26 protein-coding genes and 1 riboswitch are annotated in these 21,824 nt (G+C 60.1%); of the genes, 3 read left to right on the top strand and 23 right to left on the bottom strand.

The genetic code is table 11. The annotated features are described in order from the left end of the window. Positions 1-11: 11 nt before the first annotated feature. The 10 genes from JW799_RS20340 to JW799_RS20295 form a co-directional block, all read right to left on the bottom strand. Positions 12-959: an acetamidase/formamidase family protein gene (locus JW799_RS20340; protein ID WP_205431439.1), complete on the bottom strand. Its 948-nt coding sequence runs from the start codon at positions 957-959 to the stop codon at positions 12-14. A 124-nt stretch (positions 960-1,083) separates the two neighbouring features. Then, positions 1,084-2,118: an ABC transporter substrate-binding protein gene (locus JW799_RS20335; protein WP_205431437.1), complete on the bottom strand. Its 1,035-nt coding sequence runs from the start codon at positions 2,116-2,118 to the stop codon at positions 1,084-1,086. A gap of 46 nt (positions 2,119-2,164) precedes the next feature. Then, complete coding sequence (locus tag JW799_RS20330; RefSeq protein ID WP_080840204.1) at positions 2,165-2,941, bottom strand: ABC transporter permease; 777 nt, start codon at positions 2,939-2,941, stop codon at positions 2,165-2,167. Positions 2,942-2,947: 6 nt separating this feature from the next. Further along, positions 2,948-3,718 (bottom strand): ABC transporter permease, encoded by a 771-nt coding sequence (locus tag JW799_RS20325; protein WP_080840206.1) that lies wholly within the window; start codon positions 3,716-3,718, stop codon positions 2,948-2,950. Between the two features lie 4 nt (positions 3,719-3,722). Then, positions 3,723-4,577 (bottom strand): ABC transporter ATP-binding protein, encoded by an 855-nt coding sequence (locus JW799_RS20320; RefSeq protein ID WP_240353353.1) that lies wholly within the window; start codon positions 4,575-4,577, stop codon positions 3,723-3,725. A 35-nt stretch (positions 4,578-4,612) separates the two neighbouring features. Further along, entirely contained in the window at positions 4,613-4,966 is a 354-nt protein-coding gene (locus JW799_RS20315) for a Rieske (2Fe-2S) protein (protein WP_205431433.1), read from the bottom strand. Between the two features lie 7 nt (positions 4,967-4,973). Further along, positions 4,974-6,077: an amidohydrolase family protein gene (locus JW799_RS20310; RefSeq protein WP_080840212.1), complete on the bottom strand. Its 1,104-nt coding sequence runs from the start codon at positions 6,075-6,077 to the stop codon at positions 4,974-4,976. A gap of 451 nt (positions 6,078-6,528) precedes the next feature. After that, positions 6,529-7,275 (bottom strand): DeoR/GlpR family DNA-binding transcription regulator, encoded by a 747-nt coding sequence (locus JW799_RS20305; protein WP_205431431.1) that lies wholly within the window; start codon positions 7,273-7,275, stop codon positions 6,529-6,531. A 96-nt stretch (positions 7,276-7,371) separates the two neighbouring features. After that, positions 7,372-8,157, bottom strand: coding sequence for a TatD family hydrolase (locus JW799_RS20300; protein ID WP_080840216.1), 786 nt, complete (start codon positions 8,155-8,157; stop codon positions 7,372-7,374). Positions 8,158-8,245: 88 nt separating this feature from the next. Beyond that, on the bottom strand, positions 8,246-8,548 hold the full coding sequence (locus JW799_RS20295; RefSeq protein ID WP_205431430.1) for a hypothetical protein: 303 nt from the start codon (positions 8,546-8,548) through the stop codon (positions 8,246-8,248). Between JW799_RS20295 and JW799_RS30295 the strand changes: the two genes are divergently transcribed. Further along, a complete protein-coding gene (locus JW799_RS30295) occupies positions 8,511-8,636 on the top strand; it encodes a DUF6022 family protein (RefSeq protein WP_420830645.1) in 126 nt (41 codons plus the stop codon). The two genes, JW799_RS20295 and JW799_RS30295, sit on opposite strands and share 38 nt — an antisense overlap. Before the next feature lie 100 nt (positions 8,637-8,736). On the opposite strand, the gene JW799_RS20290 is transcribed toward JW799_RS30295, so the two are convergent. The 5 genes from JW799_RS20290 to JW799_RS20270 all read right to left on the bottom strand — a co-directional run bounded on the left by JW799_RS20290 (position 8,737) and on the right by JW799_RS20270 (position 12,126). Further along, on the bottom strand, positions 8,737-9,525 hold the full coding sequence (locus tag JW799_RS20290; protein WP_205431428.1) for an ABC transporter ATP-binding protein: 789 nt from the start codon (positions 9,523-9,525) through the stop codon (positions 8,737-8,739). Continuing rightward, a complete protein-coding gene (locus tag JW799_RS20285; protein ID WP_205431427.1) occupies positions 9,522-10,307 on the bottom strand; it encodes an ABC transporter permease in 786 nt (261 codons plus the stop codon). The genes JW799_RS20290 and JW799_RS20285 overlap by 4 nt, the downstream gene beginning before the upstream one ends. Continuing rightward, a complete protein-coding gene (locus tag JW799_RS20280) occupies positions 10,297-10,602 on the bottom strand; it encodes a thiamine-binding protein (RefSeq protein WP_080840227.1) in 306 nt (101 codons plus the stop codon). Before JW799_RS20280 ends, JW799_RS20285 begins: the two co-directional genes overlap by 11 nt. A 39-nt stretch (positions 10,603-10,641) precedes the next feature. Beyond that, positions 10,642-11,691, bottom strand: a complete 1,050-nt coding sequence (locus tag JW799_RS20275; RefSeq protein ID WP_420830644.1) for an ABC transporter substrate-binding protein — start codon at positions 11,689-11,691, stop codon at positions 10,642-10,644. 106 nt (positions 11,692-11,797) lie between these two features. Continuing rightward, a riboswitch (TPP riboswitch) is annotated at positions 11,798-11,908 on the bottom strand. A 62-nt stretch (positions 11,909-11,970) separates the two neighbouring features. Further along, a complete protein-coding gene (locus JW799_RS20270) occupies positions 11,971-12,126 on the bottom strand; it encodes a hypothetical protein (RefSeq protein WP_205431425.1) in 156 nt (51 codons plus the stop codon). Between the two features lie 551 nt (positions 12,127-12,677). Here JW799_RS20270 and JW799_RS20265 point away from each other — a divergent pair. Then, entirely contained in the window at positions 12,678-13,352 is a 675-nt protein-coding gene (locus JW799_RS20265) for an SOS response-associated peptidase (RefSeq protein WP_080840237.1), read from the top strand. On the opposite strand, the gene JW799_RS20260 is transcribed toward JW799_RS20265, so the two are convergent. The 5 genes from JW799_RS20260 to JW799_RS20240 form a co-directional block, all read right to left on the bottom strand. Next, on the bottom strand, positions 13,345-13,635 hold the full coding sequence (locus JW799_RS20260; protein ID WP_080840239.1) for a stage VI sporulation protein F: 291 nt from the start codon (positions 13,633-13,635) through the stop codon (positions 13,345-13,347). The genes JW799_RS20265 and JW799_RS20260 overlap by 8 nt on opposite strands. Before the next feature lie 92 nt (positions 13,636-13,727). After that, positions 13,728-15,779, bottom strand: coding sequence for an ATP-dependent DNA helicase RecG (recG, locus tag JW799_RS20255; RefSeq protein WP_080840241.1), 2,052 nt, complete (start codon positions 15,777-15,779; stop codon positions 13,728-13,730). Between the two features lie 27 nt (positions 15,780-15,806). Continuing rightward, positions 15,807-16,667: a DegV family protein gene (locus tag JW799_RS20250; RefSeq protein ID WP_205431424.1), complete on the bottom strand. Its 861-nt coding sequence runs from the start codon at positions 16,665-16,667 to the stop codon at positions 15,807-15,809. Between the two features lie 41 nt (positions 16,668-16,708). Then, a complete protein-coding gene (locus tag JW799_RS20245; protein WP_205431423.1) occupies positions 16,709-18,544 on the bottom strand; it encodes a DAK2 domain-containing protein in 1,836 nt (611 codons plus the stop codon). Between the two features lie 65 nt (positions 18,545-18,609). Beyond that, the gene (locus JW799_RS20240) at positions 18,610-18,969 is read right to left on the bottom strand and encodes an Asp23/Gls24 family envelope stress response protein (RefSeq protein ID WP_080840246.1); all 360 of its coding nucleotides are present in this window, start codon (positions 18,967-18,969) and stop codon (positions 18,610-18,612) included. A gap of 153 nt (positions 18,970-19,122) precedes the next feature. On the opposite strand from JW799_RS20240, the gene rpmB reads away from it, so the two are divergent. Then, positions 19,123-19,311, top strand: coding sequence for a 50S ribosomal protein L28 (gene rpmB, locus JW799_RS20235; protein ID WP_080840248.1), 189 nt, complete (start codon positions 19,123-19,125; stop codon positions 19,309-19,311). A 136-nt stretch (positions 19,312-19,447) separates the two neighbouring features. On the opposite strand, the gene spoVM is transcribed toward rpmB, so the two are convergent. The 3 genes from spoVM to rsgA form a co-directional block, all read right to left on the bottom strand. Further along, positions 19,448-19,528, bottom strand: coding sequence for a stage V sporulation protein SpoVM (gene spoVM, locus JW799_RS20230; RefSeq protein ID WP_010345573.1), 81 nt, complete (start codon positions 19,526-19,528; stop codon positions 19,448-19,450). Between the two features lie 728 nt (positions 19,529-20,256). Continuing rightward, positions 20,257-20,904 carry a ribulose-phosphate 3-epimerase gene (rpe, locus tag JW799_RS20225; RefSeq protein WP_205431422.1) on the bottom strand — a complete coding sequence of 216 codons (648 nt, stop codon included), beginning with the start codon at positions 20,902-20,904 and terminating at the stop codon, positions 20,257-20,259. Between the two features lie 3 nt (positions 20,905-20,907). Beyond that, on the bottom strand, positions 20,908-21,813 hold the full coding sequence (rsgA, locus tag JW799_RS20220; protein WP_080840251.1) for a ribosome small subunit-dependent GTPase A: 906 nt from the start codon (positions 21,811-21,813) through the stop codon (positions 20,908-20,910). Positions 21,814-21,824 lie beyond the last annotated feature (11 nt).

Below are 21,824 nucleotides of genomic sequence, written 5' to 3'. Positions count from 1 at the left end.
TTCCGAGTTCGTTATGCGCCTTCCTCCGCGATGACGGACGTATCCAGCATGCCGTGAACGCCCTTCACGCCGTTGACGACCTGGGTAATGCGAAAATCCGCCGCCAGGCTGCAGACGCGATAAGCTTCCATGGCCGAAAAGCCGTACCCGTCTTCGAGCAGTTCCATCATCTGCCGGACGCTGTCCTTGAGCGCCGCGGTCAAATCCTCGTCGAAGCCCATACTGATCAACAGCGACCCGCGTTTCGCGTACGGCCACCTCTGGCCCGTTCCCTTGATCAGGCCGAATTCGAACCGGCCTTCCAGCGACGTCTCGATCGCGGTCACGTTGACCTCGCCGTCGCCCTGCGCTCCGTGGCCGTCCCCTGCGTAAAACAAGGCGCCGTCGCGAAGCACCGGCAAATACAGCGTCGTGCCTTCGATCAATTCCTTGTTGTCCATGTTGCCGCCGTAACGGCCCGGAATGACGCTGGAAATGCGTCCCCAGCTTTCGGGAGGGGCTACGCCGACAATGCCGAAAAACGGACGAAGCGGCACCTTGATCCTGCCGAGGAAGCCGTTCTGCCGTTCCTCGTCATAGGCGATGACGGCCGTTTCGGCAACCTCCGGCTCTTCCCGGAACAGCCCCGAAGTCGGCCCCATGTAGTTGAAGCCGTACGGCGCCGTCGGCCGGATCGGCCCGATCGTCACGGCCAGCGTATCGCCCGGCTCCGCGCCGTTCACCCATACGGGACCGGTCAAAATATGAACGCCCGGCCCTTTGTCGCGGACCTCGGCATGAATCGTTTTCAGCGGCTCGGAAATCCAATCCTCCGGCACCGGATCGGCGGGGTCTCCGCTTACCGAGCGGAGCGTAAGCAAATCTCCCGGGTCGACCGTCAGCGCCGGCCGCTGCGGGCCGCCGATATATCCCCAATGCACCGTCTGCGGAGACGGGTCCAAAACGTGCTCTTTCGCCATCTATTCGCCCTCCTGTGTCGGGATCGCCGCAGGGAGGCGAGCGCCAGCCCCCGCCCCGGCGGGTTCGGGCGGACTCGGCCGTCCCGGCGCCGGGCGCGCGGCGGGACCGGCCTCCTCCCGTTCGTTACAGCCCCGCTTCTTTCATAATCGAATCGTCGATAACCGTGCTGCCGTCGACCGCCGCCTCGATCGTGCCGGACTTGAGCAGCACGTCGTTATACGTCTTGATTTCCGTATACGCCGAGTCGTCGAGGAACGGCTCCAGGCGGATGTCCTCGAGCGTGGCGAGCGCGTCTTCCTTCGACACCTGCGTCGCATCGCCGATAATTTGCGCGGACTCGTCCGGGTTTTCGGCGAGAAATTGCTGCGCCTGCTTAAGCCCTTTGAGGAACTTGACGTACGAAGCGCGGTACGCGTCGTCGGTCAGGGAATCCTCGCGAACGAGCATGAACGTCGTGTTCGGGAAGCCGAGATTGCCCGCGGATTCCAGAATTTTGACCTTGTCGCCCATGCTTTCGACCGCCTTCGCCGGGAACGGCGCCCACAGCGCGAACGCCTGGATGCCGCCGCGCGCCATCAGCGCGACCATTTGCGCCGGCTGCGTCGGAACCGAAGTGTAATCGGTGCCGGACTTGAGTCCCGCCTGCTCCATGTACACGTTCTCGAGCACGAACTGGCTGACGGTGTTCGGCACGACGCCGATGCTTTTTCCCTTCAGGTCTTCCGGGCCGTTAACGTCGCTGCTCGCGACGAGCTGCACGGCGTCCGGCTGTTGGCTGATGGCGGCAAGCCCCTTGATTCCGCTGTCGGCTCCGCGGATCGGGAACGTGTCGGCGGCTCCGAACGCCACCTGGATTTCTTTCGCCTGCAGCGCATCGACCGCGGCCGAGCCGTTGGCATAAGAAGCGATTTCGTATTCGAGGCCCTGCTCCGTCAGAAAGCCCTTTTTGTCCGCAATGAACAGCAGCCCGGACGAGGCGCCCGATTCCCGGGCGATGACGAGCTTCGCGCTTTCCGCCGGCGCGGCGCTTGCGGACGCCTCTCCGGACGGGGAACCGGAGGCGGCCCCCCCGCCGCTTCCCGAATTGCTTCCGCATGCGGCGACAAGCGACATGGCGGCGACAAGCGAAACGATTAGACCGAATTTTCCGAATTTCATGTTGACCTCTCCACCTTTTCAAGATTTATATTTTGTTGAAACCTTGTTAAATGTGGTCCAGAAAATACTTTCGGCCAAACCTGCGCGTCGTGCGGTGGAACAGCCAATCGACGGCGATGCCCATCAGCCCGACCACAATCGTTCCGACGAAAATCCGGTCCGCCTGCATGTAGACGCTGCCGTAGGCGATGATGTACCCGACTCCGGACGTGGAATTGACCATCTCGGCCGTAACGATCGTCAGGAAGCTGTAACCCATGCCGACCCGGGCTCCGGACAGAATGCCGGGTATGGTGGACGGCACGATGACGCTCGTAAACAGCTGCCGGCGGTTGGCTCCGAGGGAGCGCGATGCTCGCAGTTTGGTTTCATCAATATTGGAAACGGTGGTTAATATATACAGAAAAGAACCGAAAAAGGAAGAATAGGCGAGCAGCAGGATTTTGGAGGTTTCGCCGGTGCCGAACCAGAGAATGACCATGCTCAGCCAGGCGACCGGTTCGATAAAACGAAGCGGAAAAAGCAGCGGCTGTACCGCGCGGCGCGCCCAATCGAACATGCCGAGCGCCCACCCGACCAGCGTGGCGGCAAGCACGCCGATCAGCCAGCCGACGACGAGCCTTCGCAGGCTCACGCCGACGCTTTCGATCAGCGTTCCGTCGCGAAGCAGGGCGACGAAGGTGTCCCAGGTTTGGGCCGGGCTTGGCAGGAACAGCTCCAGCACCGCCCCCGACGCCGACAGGGCATACCAGATGGCAAGCGCGAGCGCGAACGGCAATAGGCCGAGAATCCATTTCATATACGTCTTCTGTGATCGGATCATGTCAAGTCACCCCCGCAGCATGAACCGGCGAGCCGTTAACCGGAACACCGTTCGAACGGCAAAATCGGCCGTTATCCCCATTAATCCGAGGGCCAGAATGCCCGACAGGGCGGTTTCCGTCTCGTGCAGCACCCGCGCGTTCCAGATGAGCTGGCCGATCCCGTTTTGCGCCGCGAGCATCTCGATGCCGACGATGCTCATGAAGGCGAAGGCCAGCGCGCCCCGCACCCCCTTCAAAATTTCCGGCATGACGGACGGGATGAGCACGCCCCAGAACAGCCTGAGCGGACCCGCTCCCATCGACTGCGCCGCCCTAAGGCGCGAGGCGGACACCCGGTGCACCGCGTCCGAAATGCTGACGGCCACGACCAACAGCACGCCGTAGGCGATGATGATGATTTTGATCGCTTCGCCGATGCCGAGCCAGATGACAAGAATCGGAACGAGCGCGACCGACGGAATGACCCGGAAAAACTGAATCGGCGAGTAAAAAAATTGACTAAGCGGCTTGTAGCGGCCCATCAGGATGCCGAGAACGACGCCGAGCAAGCCGCCGATCGCCCAGCCGGCGAAAACCCGCTCGTAGCTCGCGAGAACGGTAAGGAGAAACTCCCTCGTGCCCAGCATTTCGATAAACGTGCCGATCACCCGGGCGGGAGCGGGCAAAAAATCCGGTCCCGACGCCATCGCCGCGATTTGCCACAGCAGGGCGAAGATCAGGCAGCCGATCAGGCCCGCCGTCCAACTTTTGTTGCGCCATAACGCTCGAACGTTCATCGTTTCAGTCCTTTTCGCCGGACGTTTTTCCCGCTATCGCAAGCTGCGGGGCCGTCTGCGCCTTGAACGGATTGTCGATCTCGTCGAGCAGCCGGTTGTACAAATCCGCGAACTGCTCGTTCATCCGCTCCCTTGGGTAAGGCAAATCGACCTTGAAGTCCGCCTTGATGTTCTCCTGCGGCGCCCGCGCCATGACGACGATCCGGTCCGCCAGCAGCAGCGCCTCCTGAATGTCGTGGGTGATGAACAGGACCGTCTTGCCGGACCGCCGGCAAATCGAGGACAGCTCCAGCTGCAGGTGCGTGCGCGTCTGCGCGTCGAGCGCGGCAAAGGGCTCATCCATCAGCAAAATGTCCGGATCGTTCGCGAGCACCCGCGCGATCTGCACCCGCTGCTTCATCCCGCCGGAAAGCTCGCTCGGATACTTTTTCCCGTGTTGCTCGAGCCCGACCTGCTTCATCCACGCGAGCGCCTGCTCCCGGCGTTCCCGTTTCGGCACGCCTTTGATTTTCAGGCCGTAGGCGATATTCTCTTCGACCGTCAGCCACGGAAACAGCGCCAGATCGTTCTGGAACACGACGCCCCGCTCCGGCCCGGGCCCTTTGACGGCTTTGCCGTTCACGAGAATTTCCCCCGCGGTCGCTCCCTCGAAGCCGGCGACGAGATTCAGCAGCGTCGTTTTGCCGCAGCCGCTCGGGCCGAGCAAGCAGAGGAAGCCCCCTTTCTCGAGCTTCAGGTTGACGTCGCGCACGACCGCAACCTTTTCGCCGGTGTGACGTTGATACGTTTTGCCCACGTCCTTGAATTCGAGCGCCCACGCTTCGGACCGGGCCACCTTCCCGAGTTGTTCCGCAGCCATAGCCATCCTCTCCCCGCTCCCTTCTGCGAGACGTATTAGTAATGAATGACGACGTCTCCTTCTTCGATCGTCACCTCGTACCGCTTAACGCAAGCCCGCCTGTCCGGAAACAGCGTGTTGCCGCTTTTGACGTCGAATTCCCAGCGGTGCCAGGGACACCGCAGCACTTCGCTTTCCCGGCCGAACACGTACTCCCCGACGGAGGAAGGCAGCGTCGTTCCGGTCAGGTCGCCATCCGACAGCCTCGCCCCCTGATGAGGGCAGGCGTTGAGCAGCGCGCAATAGTCCCCGTCGTTCGTCCGGACGAGCACGAGCGAGCGCGTGCCGATCTGGACGGCCCGTTTTTCGCCGCAAGCCATTTCGTCGGCCTTGCAAACCACTTGTCTCATGTCAACGTCACCTCGCAGCGTTCGGCCTGTCCGGCAGCTTGTAGAAATTTTTGGCGTTGTCGTAAAAGATTTTGCGTTTCAGTTCGTTGGAAAAAGTCGTCGGAAGACTGCGCAGCGGCGAATCGAAGTCCCAGTGGGGGTAGTCGGTGGAGAACATGAGCAGCTCGTCGCTCTCCATCATTTCGACCATCCGCAGCATGAACTGCGGGTTCGGATCCTCGATCGGCTGGGTGGCGAAGCGGAAGTGATCCTTGATATATTCGCTCGGCAGCCGTTTGACCCACGGCACTTCGACGCGGAGCGATTTGTAATTGTGGTCCATGCGCCACATGAGCGACGGCACCCAGGAAAATCCGCCTTCGATCATGGCGACGCGCGTTCCGGGGTACTTGTCGAACACGCCGTTCAGGATGAGGTTGACCGCGGTGGCCATGAACGCCTGGGAAAGAAGCGTATGCCATTCGACATAGTAGCGGGGCTGTCCGAAGCAGGAAGTGACCGAGTTGCCCTGGTGCATGCCGATGACGAGGTTTTTCCGCTGGGCGGCTTCATAGATCGCGTGATAGTAGGGATCCCCGAGCGCGACGTTGCCGATCGGCAGCAGCACCTGCACCATTTTCGGATGATCGCCCCATTTTTCGATTTCCCGGACCGCGAGCTCCGGAATTTGCGGCGCGACGTGAATCGATCCGAGAAACCGGTCGTCCTTGCCCAGCCAGTTGTCGACCACCCATTCGTTATAGGCGGCGGCTAGCGCCCCGGCCAGCTCGAATTGGGCCTCCATCGTCGCCGGATAAAACAGCCCGGTCAAGATCGCGTACTGAATGTCGTACTCGTCCAACAGCTGCTCCCGGAGCACATCGTAGTCGGAACCCGGCACGTTGCCGTTGGGCAGCAGCGAATCCAGCCTGGAGCCGCCGATCGGATGCGTATATTTGAGTTCTCCCCATCCGGTCCAATGCTTCATGTAGCTTAAGAACGGCTCCTTCATATAAGGAAGCAATTCCTCGACGGAAGCGAAACGCTCGTGCACGTCCGTGTCGATCACGGGGAACGGCATCGGCTTGCTTCGCTTTTGTTCCGGCACTCCTTCGGTCGATGTGACGGCCATATCGACTCCTCCTCTGCAAGTATGATGCGTTCGGCGTTGCCGGACGGAAGGTCCGGTCCGGAGCAGGCGGCAAACGAAGAAATGATGTCATCTTACATTACACATAAATCACATAACCCTTTTCTCGTTCCGTAAGTTAAATATAATATTTCGATCAAATACTGTCAACAAAAAATCATGTTTCAATCAAAAAAAATCAAAAATCACCTTGAACCGAACGAAAAAACCATAGTTTCATGCACAAATGTGGGCATAATTGCAAAATGAGGCGGGTTTCTGGAACAAACATTCACTTTTATAGCGTCATGTTTTATTACATATAAATTGAAAGCCGGAACCGATTCTCCGAATCGCCCCTGGGCGGATGGCGAGGGGCAGAAATTCAACAATGTTGACATGCAAAAAAAGAACGGGAACGCCGCTCCCGCTCTTTCCGCATAACCGCCACGCGCTATACGATCGTTATTTTGCCCGCGAATTCCAGCTCTTCCGCCGCCTTGCGCCCGCTCTCCTCCGTCACGATCTCGTCGATTTCATCGAATTCGCATACCTTGACCAAGGAGGAAACGCCGAATTTCGAAGGATCCGCCAGCGCGATCACCTGCTTGGAACGTTCGATAAGGGCGCGTTTGATTTCTACTTCCTCGAGGCTGAAATCGGTCGGGCCCTGGAATTTGGACAAGCCCGCAAGCCCGAGGTAAAACCGGTCGAAGTTGAATTGCTTGATCGTGCTCAGCGCGATGGAGCCGACCATCGACATTTCCGACATGCGAAAATGCCCGCCGACGATATACACCTTATGGCGGCTTCGGGACAAAATACTCGCCACCTGCAGCGAGTACGTGAAAATGGTGAGGTTGGCCTTTTTGAGCAGTTCCTTGGCAAGCTCGGCCGTCGTCGTTCCGACATCAAGCGCGATGACTTCGCCTTCCGCTATTTGCTCGGCGGCGTGCTGGGCGATCTTCCTCTTCCAATCCCGATTGAGCTTTTGACGTTGGTTGAACAGCGGCTCGACGCCCAATCCGGGCAAGGAAGCGCCGCCGCGCTGGCGGACGATCAGGCCTTTGTCTTCAAGCTCGACGAGATCCCGCCGGACCGTCGCTTCCGAAACCGAAAGCAGGACGGACAGCTCCTCCACCGACAGCGGCGATTTCTCGCCGAGACAGCGAATCAATTGTTCCTGTCTGGAATTTGGCATCAAGTTTCTCCTTATACCGGGAAATCCATCGTTGCTATCATTCTAATAGACAAATGATCAAATTTCAATCAGGTTTCGATCAAAAAATTGTTCATTTCACCCGATCCCGTAAAATCTTCGCGCATTCGCGCGCAGAACCGCCGCCGTCTCCGCTTCGTCCGAACCGCGCAGCGAGGCGATCTCGCGGACGACGTCCAGCACCATTTCCGGCACGGTTTCCTTGCCCGCGAACGGTCCTTCGAACGGCCAGGGCCCGTCCGTTTCGGTCATGAGCTGCGCAAGCGGCACGCGCGCCGCGAGCTCGCGGATTTCCGGCTCGTACAGCACGTCCGGCGCGATCGAGATCATGTACCGGCGCGCGACGATGCGGTTTATCGTTTCCGGCCCGCCTTTGAACCAGTGGAAATGCGCGCGCCGCACCCGGTGGCGCTCCAGCAGCTCGAGCGCCTTGTCGGCGTCTTCGTAAACGGCATGAAGCGCGATCGGGCGGTCCAGCTCCGCCGCCAGCCGGACGAAGGCTTCGAGCTGAACGATATAGGGAGCCTCGTCGAACGAACGGCCCGACGTTTCCGCTTCCGTCCGCAAATAGTAAGGCAGCCCCACTTCGCCGATGGCGAATGCGCCGTCCCCGAGCTGCCCGATCCAGTCGCGCATCCTCGCGAGCTCCTCCTCCGCAAGGGGCGGCTGTTCGGGGTGATGCCCGTATGCGGGAAGGATGCGGCCCGGGAACCGCGCCGCCCACTCGCGAACGACGGCGAACGATCGGAACCCCATGGAAACGGCAACGAGCCCCTCCACGCCGGACGCAAACGCCCGGTTCAGCAGCTGCTCCCGCCGATCGGGCGGATACGAATCCAAATGAATATGAGCGTCAACGGCCATGGCCGACGCCCCCTTTCTCAAAGCCATTTTCGGCGCGCCTTCGGATCGGCTTCGCATGGCGCGGTCAGGCGCGGGTTTGCGGCGGAATTCAAAGCAATCCGAGCGCCTCGCAAAGCCGATACAGCCGGTGCAGCCCGCGCAGCTGCTCTCGCTGCCGGCGATGCCGCGCCTCCCGCGCGGACTCGATCAGCGCGCTGAGGGCGGGCAAATCCCCGGACGCGGCGTTTCCGATCGCGGACTTGAGCCGGACCGTTTCCTCGGCGTAGACCGCGTTTTGCAGCGATTTCAACAGCCTGATTTTCGCTTCCTGAAACTTGTCGTACGTTCGGTAGCGGAATCGAATCGGAACGTTAGTGCTGAAATTTGCGCATTCGCACCTCCGGTTCGACATTCCGGCGCAGCCGGAAATCGCCGCCCTCGAAAAAACGGAACGGCGAGAGATCGTAGCCGAAATTGCGCGAATGCAGGAAGCTCGTTAATCCCCCGCCTCCGGCGCGGCACGCCCGCAAACGCGCGCTCGCCCGATCCGGCAGCTTGCGCCGCAGATCGGGCGAGTACGATTGGAGACGACGTTAACGTTTAACGGCCTTGCCCGCCGCCCGTCTCTCCGAGCAACTCGAGCACCTGGCGCTTGAGCTCGACGAAAGCGGGCTCGGTCCAGACGTCCGTCCGCCGCGGACGGGGAAACGGGATTTCAAGCTCCGCAAGCACGCGGGCCGGCGCCAGCGACAGGACGTAAATGCGGTCCGACAGCGTGAGCGCCTCCTCGATGCTGTGGGTCACGAACAGCACCGAGCGGCGTTCCTCCTCCCACAGCTTGAGCAGCCACGCCTGCATGTCCGCCCTCGTCAGCGCGTCGAGCGCCGCGAACGGCTCGTCCAGGCACATCAAGCCGCGAGGCATGAGCAAAGCGCGCAAAAACGACACCCGCTGCTGCATCCCGCCGGACAGCACGTGCGGATACTGCTTCGCCACGCCGCCGAGTCCGATGCGGTCGAGCCACCGGTCCGCCAGGGCGGCCGCTTCCTTCGCCGGCACGCCGGCGGTCGTCAACGCCGAGGAAATGTTCGCCGATACCGACAGCCACGGAAAAAGCGACGCCTGCTGCGGCATGTAGCTGATCCGCCCGCGCCGGCCGGTCGACAGCTCGCCGTCGATCCGGATCTCCCCTTCGTCGGGCCGCTCCACGCCGCCGATCAGCCGGAACAGCGTGGACTTGCCGCTGCCGGACGGCCCGATGAGCGTCACGAACTCGCCGGCGCGTACGGTCAGCGAAATGCGGTCCAGCACGGGATGGCTCAGCTTGCCCCGCGCGTAGCTTTTGCTGATGCCGGAGAGCTCCAGCTTGGGACGGTTTTGCGCGTTCATGCGTTCCTCCCTCCCTTCGCTTCGGTTCCGGCCGGGCGCCAGCGGATCGAAAGCCGCTCGAGCAGCGCGGCAAGCCCGTAAAACGCGAGCGACAGCACGATGATGCAGATGATGGCCGAAAAAACGCCGGCCGTATCGTAGCCGTTTTTCTTCAAGACAAGATAGTGGCCGATGCCTTCGCTGCCTCCGAGCCATTCCGCCACGATGGCCGAAGAAATGCTGTATGTCGCCGTAATTTTCAATCCGGAAAAGAAGTACGGCAGCGAAGCCGGAAGCTCCAGCCTTCGGAGCACCTCCCAGCGCCTCGCGCCGATCATGGCCAAATATTCGCGCAGATGCGGCTCCGACTGACCGAGGCCGGCCAGCATCGACCAGGCGACCGGGAAGTAGCAGACGAGCACCAGCAAAATCAGCTTGGGCAAAAGCCCGAAGCCGAACCACAGCATGAGAAGCGGCCCGAGCGCGATGATCGGAATGTTTTGCGTAATGATGATGATCGGAGACAGCGCCGTCCGCACGCCGGGAATCAGATGAAAGAGGATCGCCGACAGCACGCCGAAGCCGACGCCGAGCCCGATTCCTTTGAGCGCCAGCAGCAGGGTGGAAACGGATTGCTCCGCAAGCCGCGAAGCGTCCGTCCCCATCCGCTCGGCGATGGCCAGCGGGCTCGGCAGCATCCACGGATCGATGCGAAGCAGCGAGCAGCACGCCTGCCATACGAGCACAATGCCGGCCAGCGTCCCGGCCGGCAGAAGGACGCGGCGGTACGCTTTACTTCCCATCGGGATAATTTTGCAGCAGCCGCGCCATCGAGGCGTTGCTATCCCGATCGACGGACAGCTTGATTTGGGACAAGACGGACGGACTGCCGAGCTCGAACATGGCGGCGTTCATTTGCTTGACGATATCCAGCAGCAGGTCCAGATCGCCTTCCATCGTCGTCTCCAGCGGACCGACGCGGTAAGGGACGCCGGAAGCCTTGATGATGTCGATCGCTTTGTCCACGTACGGATAGACGCTGTCGTCCCCGGACTTTGTTCTCGGTAAAATTTGAATGCTGAGCAGCGCTTGCGCCATCGTCGTTTCCCCGCTTTCCGTTGCGTTTCGTTTTATCGTTTATTCGGGCAAAAACTCGTTCGTAAACATCGCGTCGATGTCGAGTTCCTTTTTCAGCAGATCGTGCTCCCGCAAAAATTCGGCATAGCCGGACCAAACTTCCCGCTTCTGCTCGCCCCAGCGGGGAGCGTCGTCCTGATATTTGCCGGCCAGCCATTCCTGGCTCTCCTTGACCAGCTCGGCGTTCAAATCCGGCACCGCTTCGAGCAAAATGTCCGCGGCTTCGGCAGGATGCTCGATCGCGTACTCGTACCCCTCGGACGCCCCTTCCACGAACGCGCGCACGACGTCCGGCTGCTCCGCGATCATCTTCTCGCTCGTCTCGAGCACCGGCGTGTAATAATCGAGCTGCTCGTTGAAATCGGACAAGTACACCATATTGATCGGAATGCCGCGCTGCTCCGCTTCGATTCCGGTCCACGCGTAAAAAATCCAGGCGAAATCGATGTCCTTTTGCACCGCGGTAAAGAAATCGGCCATGCCCATGTTGACGATGTTGACTTTGCCGACGTCCGCCCCTTGCTCCTTCATCATCGAGCCGATGACCGCTTCCTCGGCCGGCGACCCCCAGCCTCCGTACGTATAGCCTTCGAAATCTTTGGGCTCGGTGATGTTTTTGTCCGCGGGCGAAGCGAAGCCCGACGTATTGTGCTGAATGACCGCCGCCAGCGACACGAGCGGAATGTCCTGCTCGCGGGCGAGCGTCAGCCCTTCCTGCGTGCCGACGCCGAATTCGGCCGCTCCGCTCGCGACCATCTGATCCGCGCCGCTTTCCGGCGGCTGCACGATTTCGACGTCCAGGCCGCGCTTCTCCCACATGCCTTGCGCCGCCGCTACGTACAGGCCCGTATGGTTCGTGTTCGGCGTCCAGTCGAGCACGACTTTGATTTCCTTGAGCGGCTGCGCCGTCGCGGAAGGAGAAGCGGCGGCCCCGCCTTCGTTGCCGCTTCCCCCGTTCCCGCCGGCTCCGCAGCCCGCTATTACAAGCAGCGCCGCGAACGCGGCCGCCCCTTTCGATTTCCAGCCTTTTCTTTGATGTTGCCGTTCCATGGCCATCCTCCCCAATCCACTCTTTCCCTGGTTACGGAACGCATGAAAAACGCCCCCCGATCTCGGAGGGCGCACAAGCTGCACTTAGGCAAACGCAACGAAACCGTCGCGATTGCGGCCACCTTCCTACGCTGGAATTATCCAGATCAGGTTATCCGGTCGAAAGCGGATCAGCTTTCCTCTCAGCATAGTTCCCTAAGCTCCCGGGGGCGATTTTCGGTTGTCCGTACGATTTATCCTTTTCGAATATACCGCTTAATCGAAATTTCGTCAACAACGTCAAACGGCGATATCGATCCGTCGCTCCGCATGACCCTCCGATTCCGCGCTCCCGTCGCCGTCTCCGCCCGGTCCGGACAGCTCCCGCCCGGCGCGGCGGACGAGCAGGATCACCCAGAAGCTGGCTGGCCGCGACGAGCGCCAGCGCAAGCGCATAAACGATCGGCTTTTTCACGCTTCATCCCCCTTTGCAGGATAAGAGCGGCAGCTCCTGTTAAAGGGGGTAACGCTCTTTCGAACATGCATCTTGAAAATGAAACGAGGCGGTACAGGGTCGACGCCCTGTTCATGACGCGAAGCTAAGATCCGATCCGACCCAATTCAAATCCGTTCCGGTAATCTGGGCCGTGAATTTGCTCGGAGCGGGGCTAATGACGCGTGACGGCGCTTCTTCCTGTTCCTGCATAATTTGACACGGGAGACGAATTTCCTGCCGACTCTTGACGGGCCGTTAGGCAATAAAACGTAGGTGAAGGGCTCTGCGCACTCTTGAGTAGCATTTGTGAGATGAGTTGTGTCACCACGACTCAATTGGAGCGGTAACGTGCTTGCCGAGGAGTTGAGATGGGTAATTTTCACTCAACTGCGTACGGTTGTTTGCGTTTGGCGGGTTGAGTTGCGTCACCGCGACTCAACCGGACTGGCGCCGCGCCGCTTTTCCTAGTAGGATTAAACATAACAGCACCTCGACAGGAGGCACGCAAAACATGTGCGGCAGATATACGATTACCGTCACGCTGGAAGAATTAATCGCCCGGTACATGGCCGGACAGGTCGCCGTTCCGTTTTACGCCCCCCGCTACAACGTGGCGCCGGGACAGCTCGTGCCGGCGATCGTCAGCGACGGGCGGGGCAACAGGCTCGGACAGCTGAAGTGGGGACTTGTCCCGCCATGGGCCGAAGACGCCAAAATCGGTTACAAAATGATCAACGCCCGGGCGGAGACGCTTGCCGATCGTCCCGCTTATCGCGACGCCTACCGGCGCAAAAGATGCCTGCTGCCGGCGGACGGCTTTTACGAGTGGAAGGCGGCGGACGGGGCGAAGCGGCCCTACCGGATTAGTCTGCGCAGCAAGAAACTGTTCAGCCTCGCGGGCTTGTACGAGACGTGGACCTCCCCGAGCGGGGAAGTCGTGCACACGTGCACCGTCGTCACGACCGCCCCGAACCGCTTGATGGCGGACATTCACGACCGGATGCCGGTCATTTTGCGGGAAGAGGACGAGAGCGTTTGGCTTGACCGGCGAATCCGCGAGCCGGAGCGGCTGAACCGGCTGCTTGCGCCCTACCCCGACGAGGAGATGGAAGCTTACGAAGTCGACAAGCGGGTCGGCAACGTCGCCAACGACGATCCGTCCTGCATCGAGCGGATTTCTACCTGAACATCGCCCACAGCTTGATCAGATGCAGCGTGTTTTGCGGGTCGATTTTTTGGCTCAACACAAAGCTGACGAGCTGTTCCTCCTGCAGTTCCGAAAGCGGTTCGTTTAAAATTCTGGACGCCGATTTGACGAGGCGCTTCACCTTCAGCCGGTCCTGGAGGTCGTACTTGGTTACGCCGTCGAGCAGTTGCTTCATCTTCTCTTTCGTCGTCGGGTTTTTCATTTTGAACTTTACGCGTTCCACGAGTTCCGGCTTGATGCCGAACTTTTGCCAGCTGGCCATCCGTCTTCACGTCCTTTCGGCATTCTTGACTATCCTATGCCGAACGGCGGGCGGGGATGACCCGCTTTGCCAAACATCCTCGCAAGCCCATTTCAATCGAGCGGCTCTCCGCTAAGCTGCGACTCCCGCCGCAAAAAATCCCGCAAACCTTCGTAAGCCGGGGACGACCAAAACTCCGGCTTCGCCGTAAGTTCCGCCGCGTCGTCCCGCGCCTGCTCCAGCACCTCGAAATCGTTGACGAGGTTCGCGATCCGGAATTCCGGCATCCCGCTTTGCTTCGTGCCGAAAAATTCGCCGGGCCCGCGCAGCTCCAAATCCCGCCGGGCGATTTCGAAGCCGTCGTCCGTGTCCGTCATCGCCTTCATCCGCTCCTGGCCGTTTTCCGACTTCGGATCGGCGATCAGGACGCAATACGACTGGTGCTCGCCTCTCCCGACGCGGCCGCGAAGCTGATGCAGCTGGGACAAGCCGAACCGGTCCGCGTCCATCACGATCATCAGCGTCGCGTTCGGCACGTCGACGCCGACTTCGATGACGGTCGTCGACACGAGCACGGTCGTCTCGCCCCGGGCGAACGCGCTCATCGCCTCGTCCTTCTCCGCCGACGACATCCGCCCGTGCAGCAGGCCGACGGAAAGCTCCGGCAGCGCCTGGCGCAGCTGGGCGTGCAGGTCGATCGCGTTTTGCACGTCGAGCTTCTCCGATTCCTCGATGAGCGGACAAATGAAAAACGTCTGCCGCCCCAGTTCCGCTTCGTGCCGGATAAATCCGAGCACGCGGTCCATTTTGTCATGCTTGACCCAATAGGTCAAAATCGGCAGGCGGCCTTTCGGCCGTTCCCGGATGGTCGAAACGTCCATGTCCCCGAACACCGTGATCGCAAGCGTCCTTGGAATCGGCGTCGCCGTCATCGACAGCACGTCGGGATTCATTCCCTTTTTCCGTAAAATGCTCCGCTGCTGCACGCCGAAGCGATGCTGCTCGTCCAGCACGACGAGGCCGAGGCGGCGAAAATGAACGTCCTCCTGGATCAGCGCGTGCGTGCCGATGACGATGTCGGTCAGCCCCATCTGAAGCCCGGCGATCATGTCCCGCCGCTTCCGCTCGGTCAGGCTGCCGGTAAGCAGGCCGATCTGAATGCCGTACGGCTCGAACAGCTTGCCGAGCGATCTCGCATGCTGCTCGGCGAGAATTTCGGTCGGCACCATGAGCGCTCCCTGGCAGCCCGCTTTGACGGTAGCGAAGAGCGCCGCCGCGGACACGACCGTTTTGCCGGATCCGACGTCGCCCTGCAGCAGCCGGTTCATCGCGTAAGGCTGGCGCATATCGTGCGTGATTTCGTTGATGACTTTTTTTTGGGCGTCGGTGAGCGCAAACGGCAGTCCGGCCGCGAACGCGCGAATGTCTTCGCTGTCGATTTTATGCGCGATTCCGTCCGGCTGCTTCCGGTTCATCGCCCGGTAACCCTGCAATTTGAGCTCGAACAAAAACAGCTCCTCATACACCATGCGCCTACGCGCTTCCTGCCCTTCCGCCGTGCCCTCGGGCCGGTGAATGCGCCATATCGCTTCCCGGCGCGGCGGAAGCTTGTAGCGCTCGAGCAGCTCCGCCGGCAGCAGCTCCGGAATCATCGCGCCGTATTGATCGAGCGCCTTGGCAATCCGCTGGCGCATCCACGCCTGCGTCAGGCTGCCGCCGACGGAATAGACAGGCTGCAGCGTCCCGGACTTCGCGTTTTGGCGGTCCGGAAACTCCGATTCCGCCACCGTCATCTGCCGCCGCCTCTGGTCCCATTTCCCCGTCAGCACGATCTCCCTGCCGAGCGTCAGCTGCTCCTTCAAAAACGCGCGGTTGAACCATACGCCCGTGACGATCATCCCGTCGACCGCCACCCGGCAAATAAGCCGGGATTTGCGGCCGAAGCGTTGGAGCGACGGCATGGACGCCACCGTTCCCTGAACGGTTGCTTTTTCGCCGTCTTTCGTTTCCGAAAGCGACCGAATCCGGTAATCTTCGTACCGGAACGGATAATACTCCAGCAGATCCCCGATCGTAAAAACGCCCAAGGCGTGAAGCTCCTCTTCTTTCTGGGAGCTCACGCCTTGAAGTCGCTTCACCGGAATGGAAAATAAAGATGAAGACATAGAACCTACCCCATTCGAATCTGGCTACTATCGGTCCGAGGCGGCCGCCCGGGCGAACAATCCGACGGTCCCGGGCCCTGCGTGCGTGCCGATGACGGGACCGATTTCCGAACGGAAAAACCGGCTTATCGCAAACCGTTCGTGCAGCAGCTCGATCAGTTCGTCCGCCATCGCCGTATCGCCAGGCGTCACGACGGCGCTGAGCTGCAAAGGCGCGGATCCGAAATCCGCCTCCAGCAGTTCGGCGATTCGCGCGAAGGCGCGTTTTTGTCCTCTGGCCTTGTCGATCGAAGAGACGACGCCTTCGCCGTCGATCGTCAAAATCGGCTTGATATTGAGCAGCGATCCGAACATCGCGGAAGCTTTGCCGATGCGGCCGCCTTTATGCAAATATTCCAGCGTATCGACCAGAAAATAGAGCTTCGTATCTTTGCGAATCTTGTCGATTCTCGCGGTAATTTCATCGACGGAGGCGCCCTGGTTCGCCATTTCCGCCGCCTCTACGACCAGCATGCCGTAACCGTAGGAAGCCGACTTGGAGTCGATGACCGTGACGTTGCCCTCGTCCTCCAGCATCGATTTCGCCAGCAGCGCGGACTGGTACGTCCCGCTCATCGCGGACGACAGATGAATGGAAATGACCGGCCGCCCGGCCTGCACGTGCCGGCTGTACACTTCGTGAAAGTCGGCCGGCGACGGCTGCGAAGTTTTGGGCAATACGTTCGACGCCTTCAGCTTTTCGTAAAATTGCGCAGGCTCAAGATCGATATTGTCGAGATACGATTCGTCGCCGAAATGAACCTGCAGCGGGATCATGTCGATCCCGAGACGCTCGCGCACTTCCCGCGGAATATCCGCCGTGCTGTCCGTTACGATCGCGACTTGCATGGGCAATCCTCCCGTTTCAGTTAATCGATTCGACTCGCCCGTCAATCCGACTCCACCATGAACCAGTACGGATATAGCGGCTGTCCGCCCTCATGCCGTTCGGCTTCCGCGTCCGGGTACCGTTCCTCGAGCCATGCCAGCAAATCGGCCGTAACCGTCTCTTCCGAGCCTTCGCCGGTCAGAATCGTCACGATTTCGTCGCCGGACTTCATCAGCCGCGCCAGCAGTTGCCGGCAGGTATCGCCGAGCTCGTCCGCCGCCGCCACGATCGTCTTGTCCTGGATTCCGATAAACTGCCCGCTGCGAATGTCGATGTCGTCCATCCGCGTATCGCGCACCGCCCGGGTGATCTGCCCCGTTCCGACGCGCTCGATGGCTTGCAGCATGCGCTCCTTGTTGACGGCGGCGGATTCCTCTTCGCGGAACGCGAACATGGCCGCAAAGCCTTGCGGCACCGATCGCGTCGGCACGACCGTAACCGGCCGCTCCGCCAGCTCGGACGCCTGCTCGGCCGCCATCAAAATATTGCCGTTGTTCGGCAGCACGAATACGTGCTCGACCGAAAGCGAACGGATCGCCTGCAGCAAATCCTCGGTGCTCGGATTCATGCTCTGACCGCCGGAAATGACGATGTCGACGCCGAGACTGCGCAGAAGTTCCGCGTTCCCTTCCCCCGCGCTGACGGCAACGACGCCGAAAGCCGCCATTTCGTGCACGTAAGGATGGGGCGCTTGTCCGGGCTGCAGGACGTCCGCTCCGAACGGATCCTGCACCGCCGGAATGCCGGACGCCGCTTCCATGCCGAGCGCTTCGTCCTCCGCCGGGAGGCGGACGCCCGGAAGCATCGCCGTCTCCGGCCGAAGCAAATCGCGATGCTGGTCGCGCATATTCAGAATATGCAGCTGGGTCAGTTCGCCGTAGGCAAGCGCCGCGTTCAGCACGTCGCCCGGCCGGCGGGAATGAACGTGCACCTTGATGACGTCTCCGTCGTCGATCAAAATGATGGAGTCCCCGTCCTTCTCCAGCTCTCTTCGGAAGGCGGATTCCGAAAATGCCCGGCCGCCCGGGGAAGCCAATTTCCGGATAAAAAATTCCATGTCGTACGGAAATCGAATCGATTCCGTCGCGATTCGGGATTGGGCGGATCGGCTCGTCGGCGCGATTCCCGAAACGGCTGCCGAAGACGGCGCCGAAGCCGAAGGCGGTTCCGCGGCGGAACGCCCGGCCGACTGCGCCCCGAAGCCCGGGGCTTCGACGGCGCCCGAGAACAAATAGTCGACGAAGCCTTCGTAAACGTAGACTAGGCCCTGACCGCCCGAATCGACGACGCCGACCTGCTTCAGCACCGGAAGCAAATCCGGCGTGCGCGACAGCGCTTCGGCCGCCTTGCGGTGGACTTCCTTCATGAACTCGCCGATATCCGGCGTTCGGCGGGAGATCGCCGTGCCGTGGCGCGCCGCTTCCTTCGCGACGGTCAGAATCGTTCCCTCCACCGGCTTGACGACGGATTTGTAAGCGGTGTCAACTCCCTGCTGCAAAGCGGTCGCAAACAGCGGCACTGTCAATTCCTGGTGCCCTGCGACCGCGCGGGCGAACCCCCGGAACAGCTGGGACAAAATAACGCCGGAGTTGCCCCTTGCGCCCATCAGCAGTCCCTTGGACAGAACCTCCGCCGCCCGTCCGATTTCCGCCTGCGGCCTCGCCCCGAGCTCGGCCGCTCCCGCTTTCATCGTCATGCTCATATTCGTTCCCGTATCGCCGTCCGGCACGGGAAACACGTTCAATTCATTCACTCGCTCGGCATGCTCCGCGAGCCGTTCCGAACCCGCGAGCACCATGGCCGACCATTCCGCTCCGTTCAAGCTGCGTCTGCTCAAATGTAAATTCTCCTTCCAAAGATACGATCGGCATCGATAAAGTTGTTCTCTTTCCCGGTCGTGTCCTAGCGGCTAACGCGTACGCCTTGAACAAAAATGTTGACATGATCGACCTTGAGCCCTACCACTTCATCCAGCACATATTTGACTTGCGATTGAATGTTATGCGCAACTTCGGAAATTTTGGTTCCGTATGCGACGATGACGTACAGATCCAGATGCAGCTGTTCTCCTTCGCGCCTGATCTCAACGCCGCGCGAAAGATTTTCCCGTCCGAGCATTTCCGAGAATCCGTCTTTCAGCTGCTTGCGGGAGGCCATTCCCACCAATCCAAAGCAATCCAGCGCCGCCGACCCGGCAATAATCGCTATAACCTGGTCCGAGACGTGGATTTTTCCGGTTTCTGTCGTCAGTTGCATGGACATGGAAACTCCTCCTTCAATCCTTACCTAAGGATTATCCCCATTTTACTACAAAAAAGTTTCGGTTTGAAGCGCGGAACATCGATTGCAACCCCTCATAGGCTGTGCTATGATAGGTAGAGTGTTTGCATGGTCTTGGCAGGGAGGTGGAGTTAAATGGCACGCAAGTGTTTTGTTACCGGCAAAGGTCCGGGGTCCGGCTGCAATGTGTCTCACGCCAACAATCATACCCGCCGTTCGTGGGGGGTTAACGTACAAAAAGTGCGTATTTTGGTAAACGGTAAACCGAAACGGGTTTATGTGAGCACCCGCGCTCTCAAATCCGGCAAAGTGACTCGCGTATAATCGGCCGCCATTGCGGCGACATGACAAAAGCACCTGGGCTCCAGGTGCTTTTTGTTGTCGTTGGAAAGGTTGCGATTTGCGGCCGGGTGCCGGCAAGGCCGGCGCCCCCCGGAACGAAAGTAGTCCCGGTGAGGCGTCAGTTTTTCTGGAACGTGTTCAGGATTGCCTTGACAAATCCGCCTAAAAATTTCGGCAGTTTGATGGTGTAAAATTTCATCCTTCACCCTCCTCCGGTCCCTTCGCGGCAAAGCAGACATAGGTCCGCGGCGGCGGTCGTTCCGCAGTGCGCACGCTATTGATTCCATTGTATGCACGTGCCTCTTTGTCCTATGACGGCGATCGAAGAGATCGCGCGCCCATCTTGCGGGCGGCCGGCAGCCAGGTCAAAACAGCTCTGCCTCCTGTGAGACGGGTCATATTTACCCAATTGACTCCGGCCTATGTGTCTAGCCGGTTCAGATGAGTCATATTTACCCAACTGAGTGCGGTCATATGCGTCTATCCGGTTGAAATGAGTCATATTTACCCAACTGAGTGCGGTCATATGCGTCTATCCGGTTGAAATGAGTCATATTTACCCAACTGAGTGCGGTCACATGCGTCTATCCGGTTGAAATGAGTCATATTTACCCAACTGAGTGCGGTCACATGCGTTTAATCGGTTAAGTTGAGCAACTACGACTCCATCGGATCCGCGGAAGGGCGAGCCGATTTGCGGCGCAGATGGAAAAAACATCAAAGGGGAAATGTTCCCGCTGTCCGAACGGCGCGCAAATGTCCAGAAAGATTTCTCGGTCGGCTTCGCGACGAAAGAATAAAACCTTCTTTATATTTCAAGTAAAAACAAGCAAAACGACATAGACGTCCCCGGGACAGAGAATATTATCAAAATACGGCTGAGCCCTCCCCGCAAGGAGAGGCACAGCCGTTTTCGCGAAGGCAAGCTTACGGCCTCAGCGCCCGGATCGCGGCCGCCCGGTCGGCCTGCGAAAAGATCGAGTTTCCGGCGACGAGCGCGTTCGCCCCGCTCTCCGCAACAAGCTTCGCCGTCTCCGCGTTGATGCCGCCGTCGACCTCGATATGAACGCCGGAAAGGCCCCGGGCGTCGAGCGCGTCCCGCAGGGCGCGAATTTTCGCCAACGTGGAGGGAATGAACGCTTGTCCGCCGAATCCCGGATTCACCGTCATGATCAAAACGAGATCCACGTCTTCAAGCACGTAGTCCAGCACCGACAGCGGCGTATGGGGATTGAGCGCCACCCCGGCCTTGAGGCCGAGCTCCCGGATCATATGCACGGTCCGGTGAAGGTGAACGCAAGCCTCCGCGTGCACGGTGATCCGATCCGCCCCGGCCTTGACGAGATCGCCGAACAGCCGCTCGGGCGTATGCACCATCAAGTGAACGTCGAAAGGAAGTTTCGTGTACGGGCGAACCGCCGCTACGACCGGAGGGCCGAACGTCAAATTCGGCACGAATTGGCCGTCCATAATATCGATATGAATCCAATCCGCGCCGCCTTGGTCGACTTCCCGGATTTCCTCTCCCAGCTTGGCGAAATCCGCCGACAAAATAGAGGGCGCAATAATAGCCATCTCTTAATACCTCCGTCGAATCTGTTTCCATTCGTTCATAAACTCGGCATAATTTTGATAGCGGCTCGCCGCGATCTCGCCGCTTTCCTTGGCGGCGAGAACGGCGCAGCCCGGCTCGTGCATATGGGTGCACCCGCGGAACTTGCAGCTTGACGCCAGCTCGCGGAGTTCGCGGAAACAGGAGCCGATCTGATCGATGCCGAGCTCCGCGAAGTCCAGTTGGCTGAAGCCGGGCGTATCCGCGACGTAGCCGCCGCCCGCAAGCGGAACCAGCTCCACGTGCCTCGTCGTGTGGCGTCCCCGCCCGAGCCGCTCGCTGATTTCGCTCGTTTCGAGGGTCAGACCGGGCACGAGCGCATTGAGAAGGGACGATTTGCCTACGCCCGATTGGCCGGCGAACACGCTGACGCGGCCCGCTAGCCGCTTGCGCAGCTCTTCGATCCCTTCGCCCTGCTTCGAGCTTGTCGCCAGCATATCGTACCCGATGGCGCGGTACAACGTTCTCGCTTCTTCCATTTCCCGCACGATCCGTTCATGCTCGGGGTCGTTTTGGACGGCGTCCAGCTTCGTCAGCACGATGAGCGCGTCAAGCCCGGCATGCTCGGTATGGACGAGAAATTTGTCAAGCAGCAGCAAGTTCATTTCGGGACGAACGACCGAAAACACGAGCACGGCCAGATCGACGTTGGCGACGGGCGGCCGGATCAGCTCCGTCGAGCGGGGAAGGATTTCATCCACCATGCCTTCCCCGTTTTCCGTTTCGCTGAACTTTACCCGGTCTCCGACGAGCGGCGAAACGCCCCGTTTTTTGAAGATGCCGCGCGCCCGGCATTGCACCGGCTCTCCGCCGTCGTCCCGTTTGACGTAATAATAGCCGCTGAGCGCCTTGAAAATCATGCCTTCGGGCATGTATGGCCTCC

This window comes from Cohnella algarum (assembly GCF_016937515.1).
GTDB lineage: Bacteria > Bacillota > Bacilli > Paenibacillales > Paenibacillaceae > Cohnella > Cohnella algarum.
This window is presented reverse-complemented; position numbering and strand designations above follow the sequence as displayed.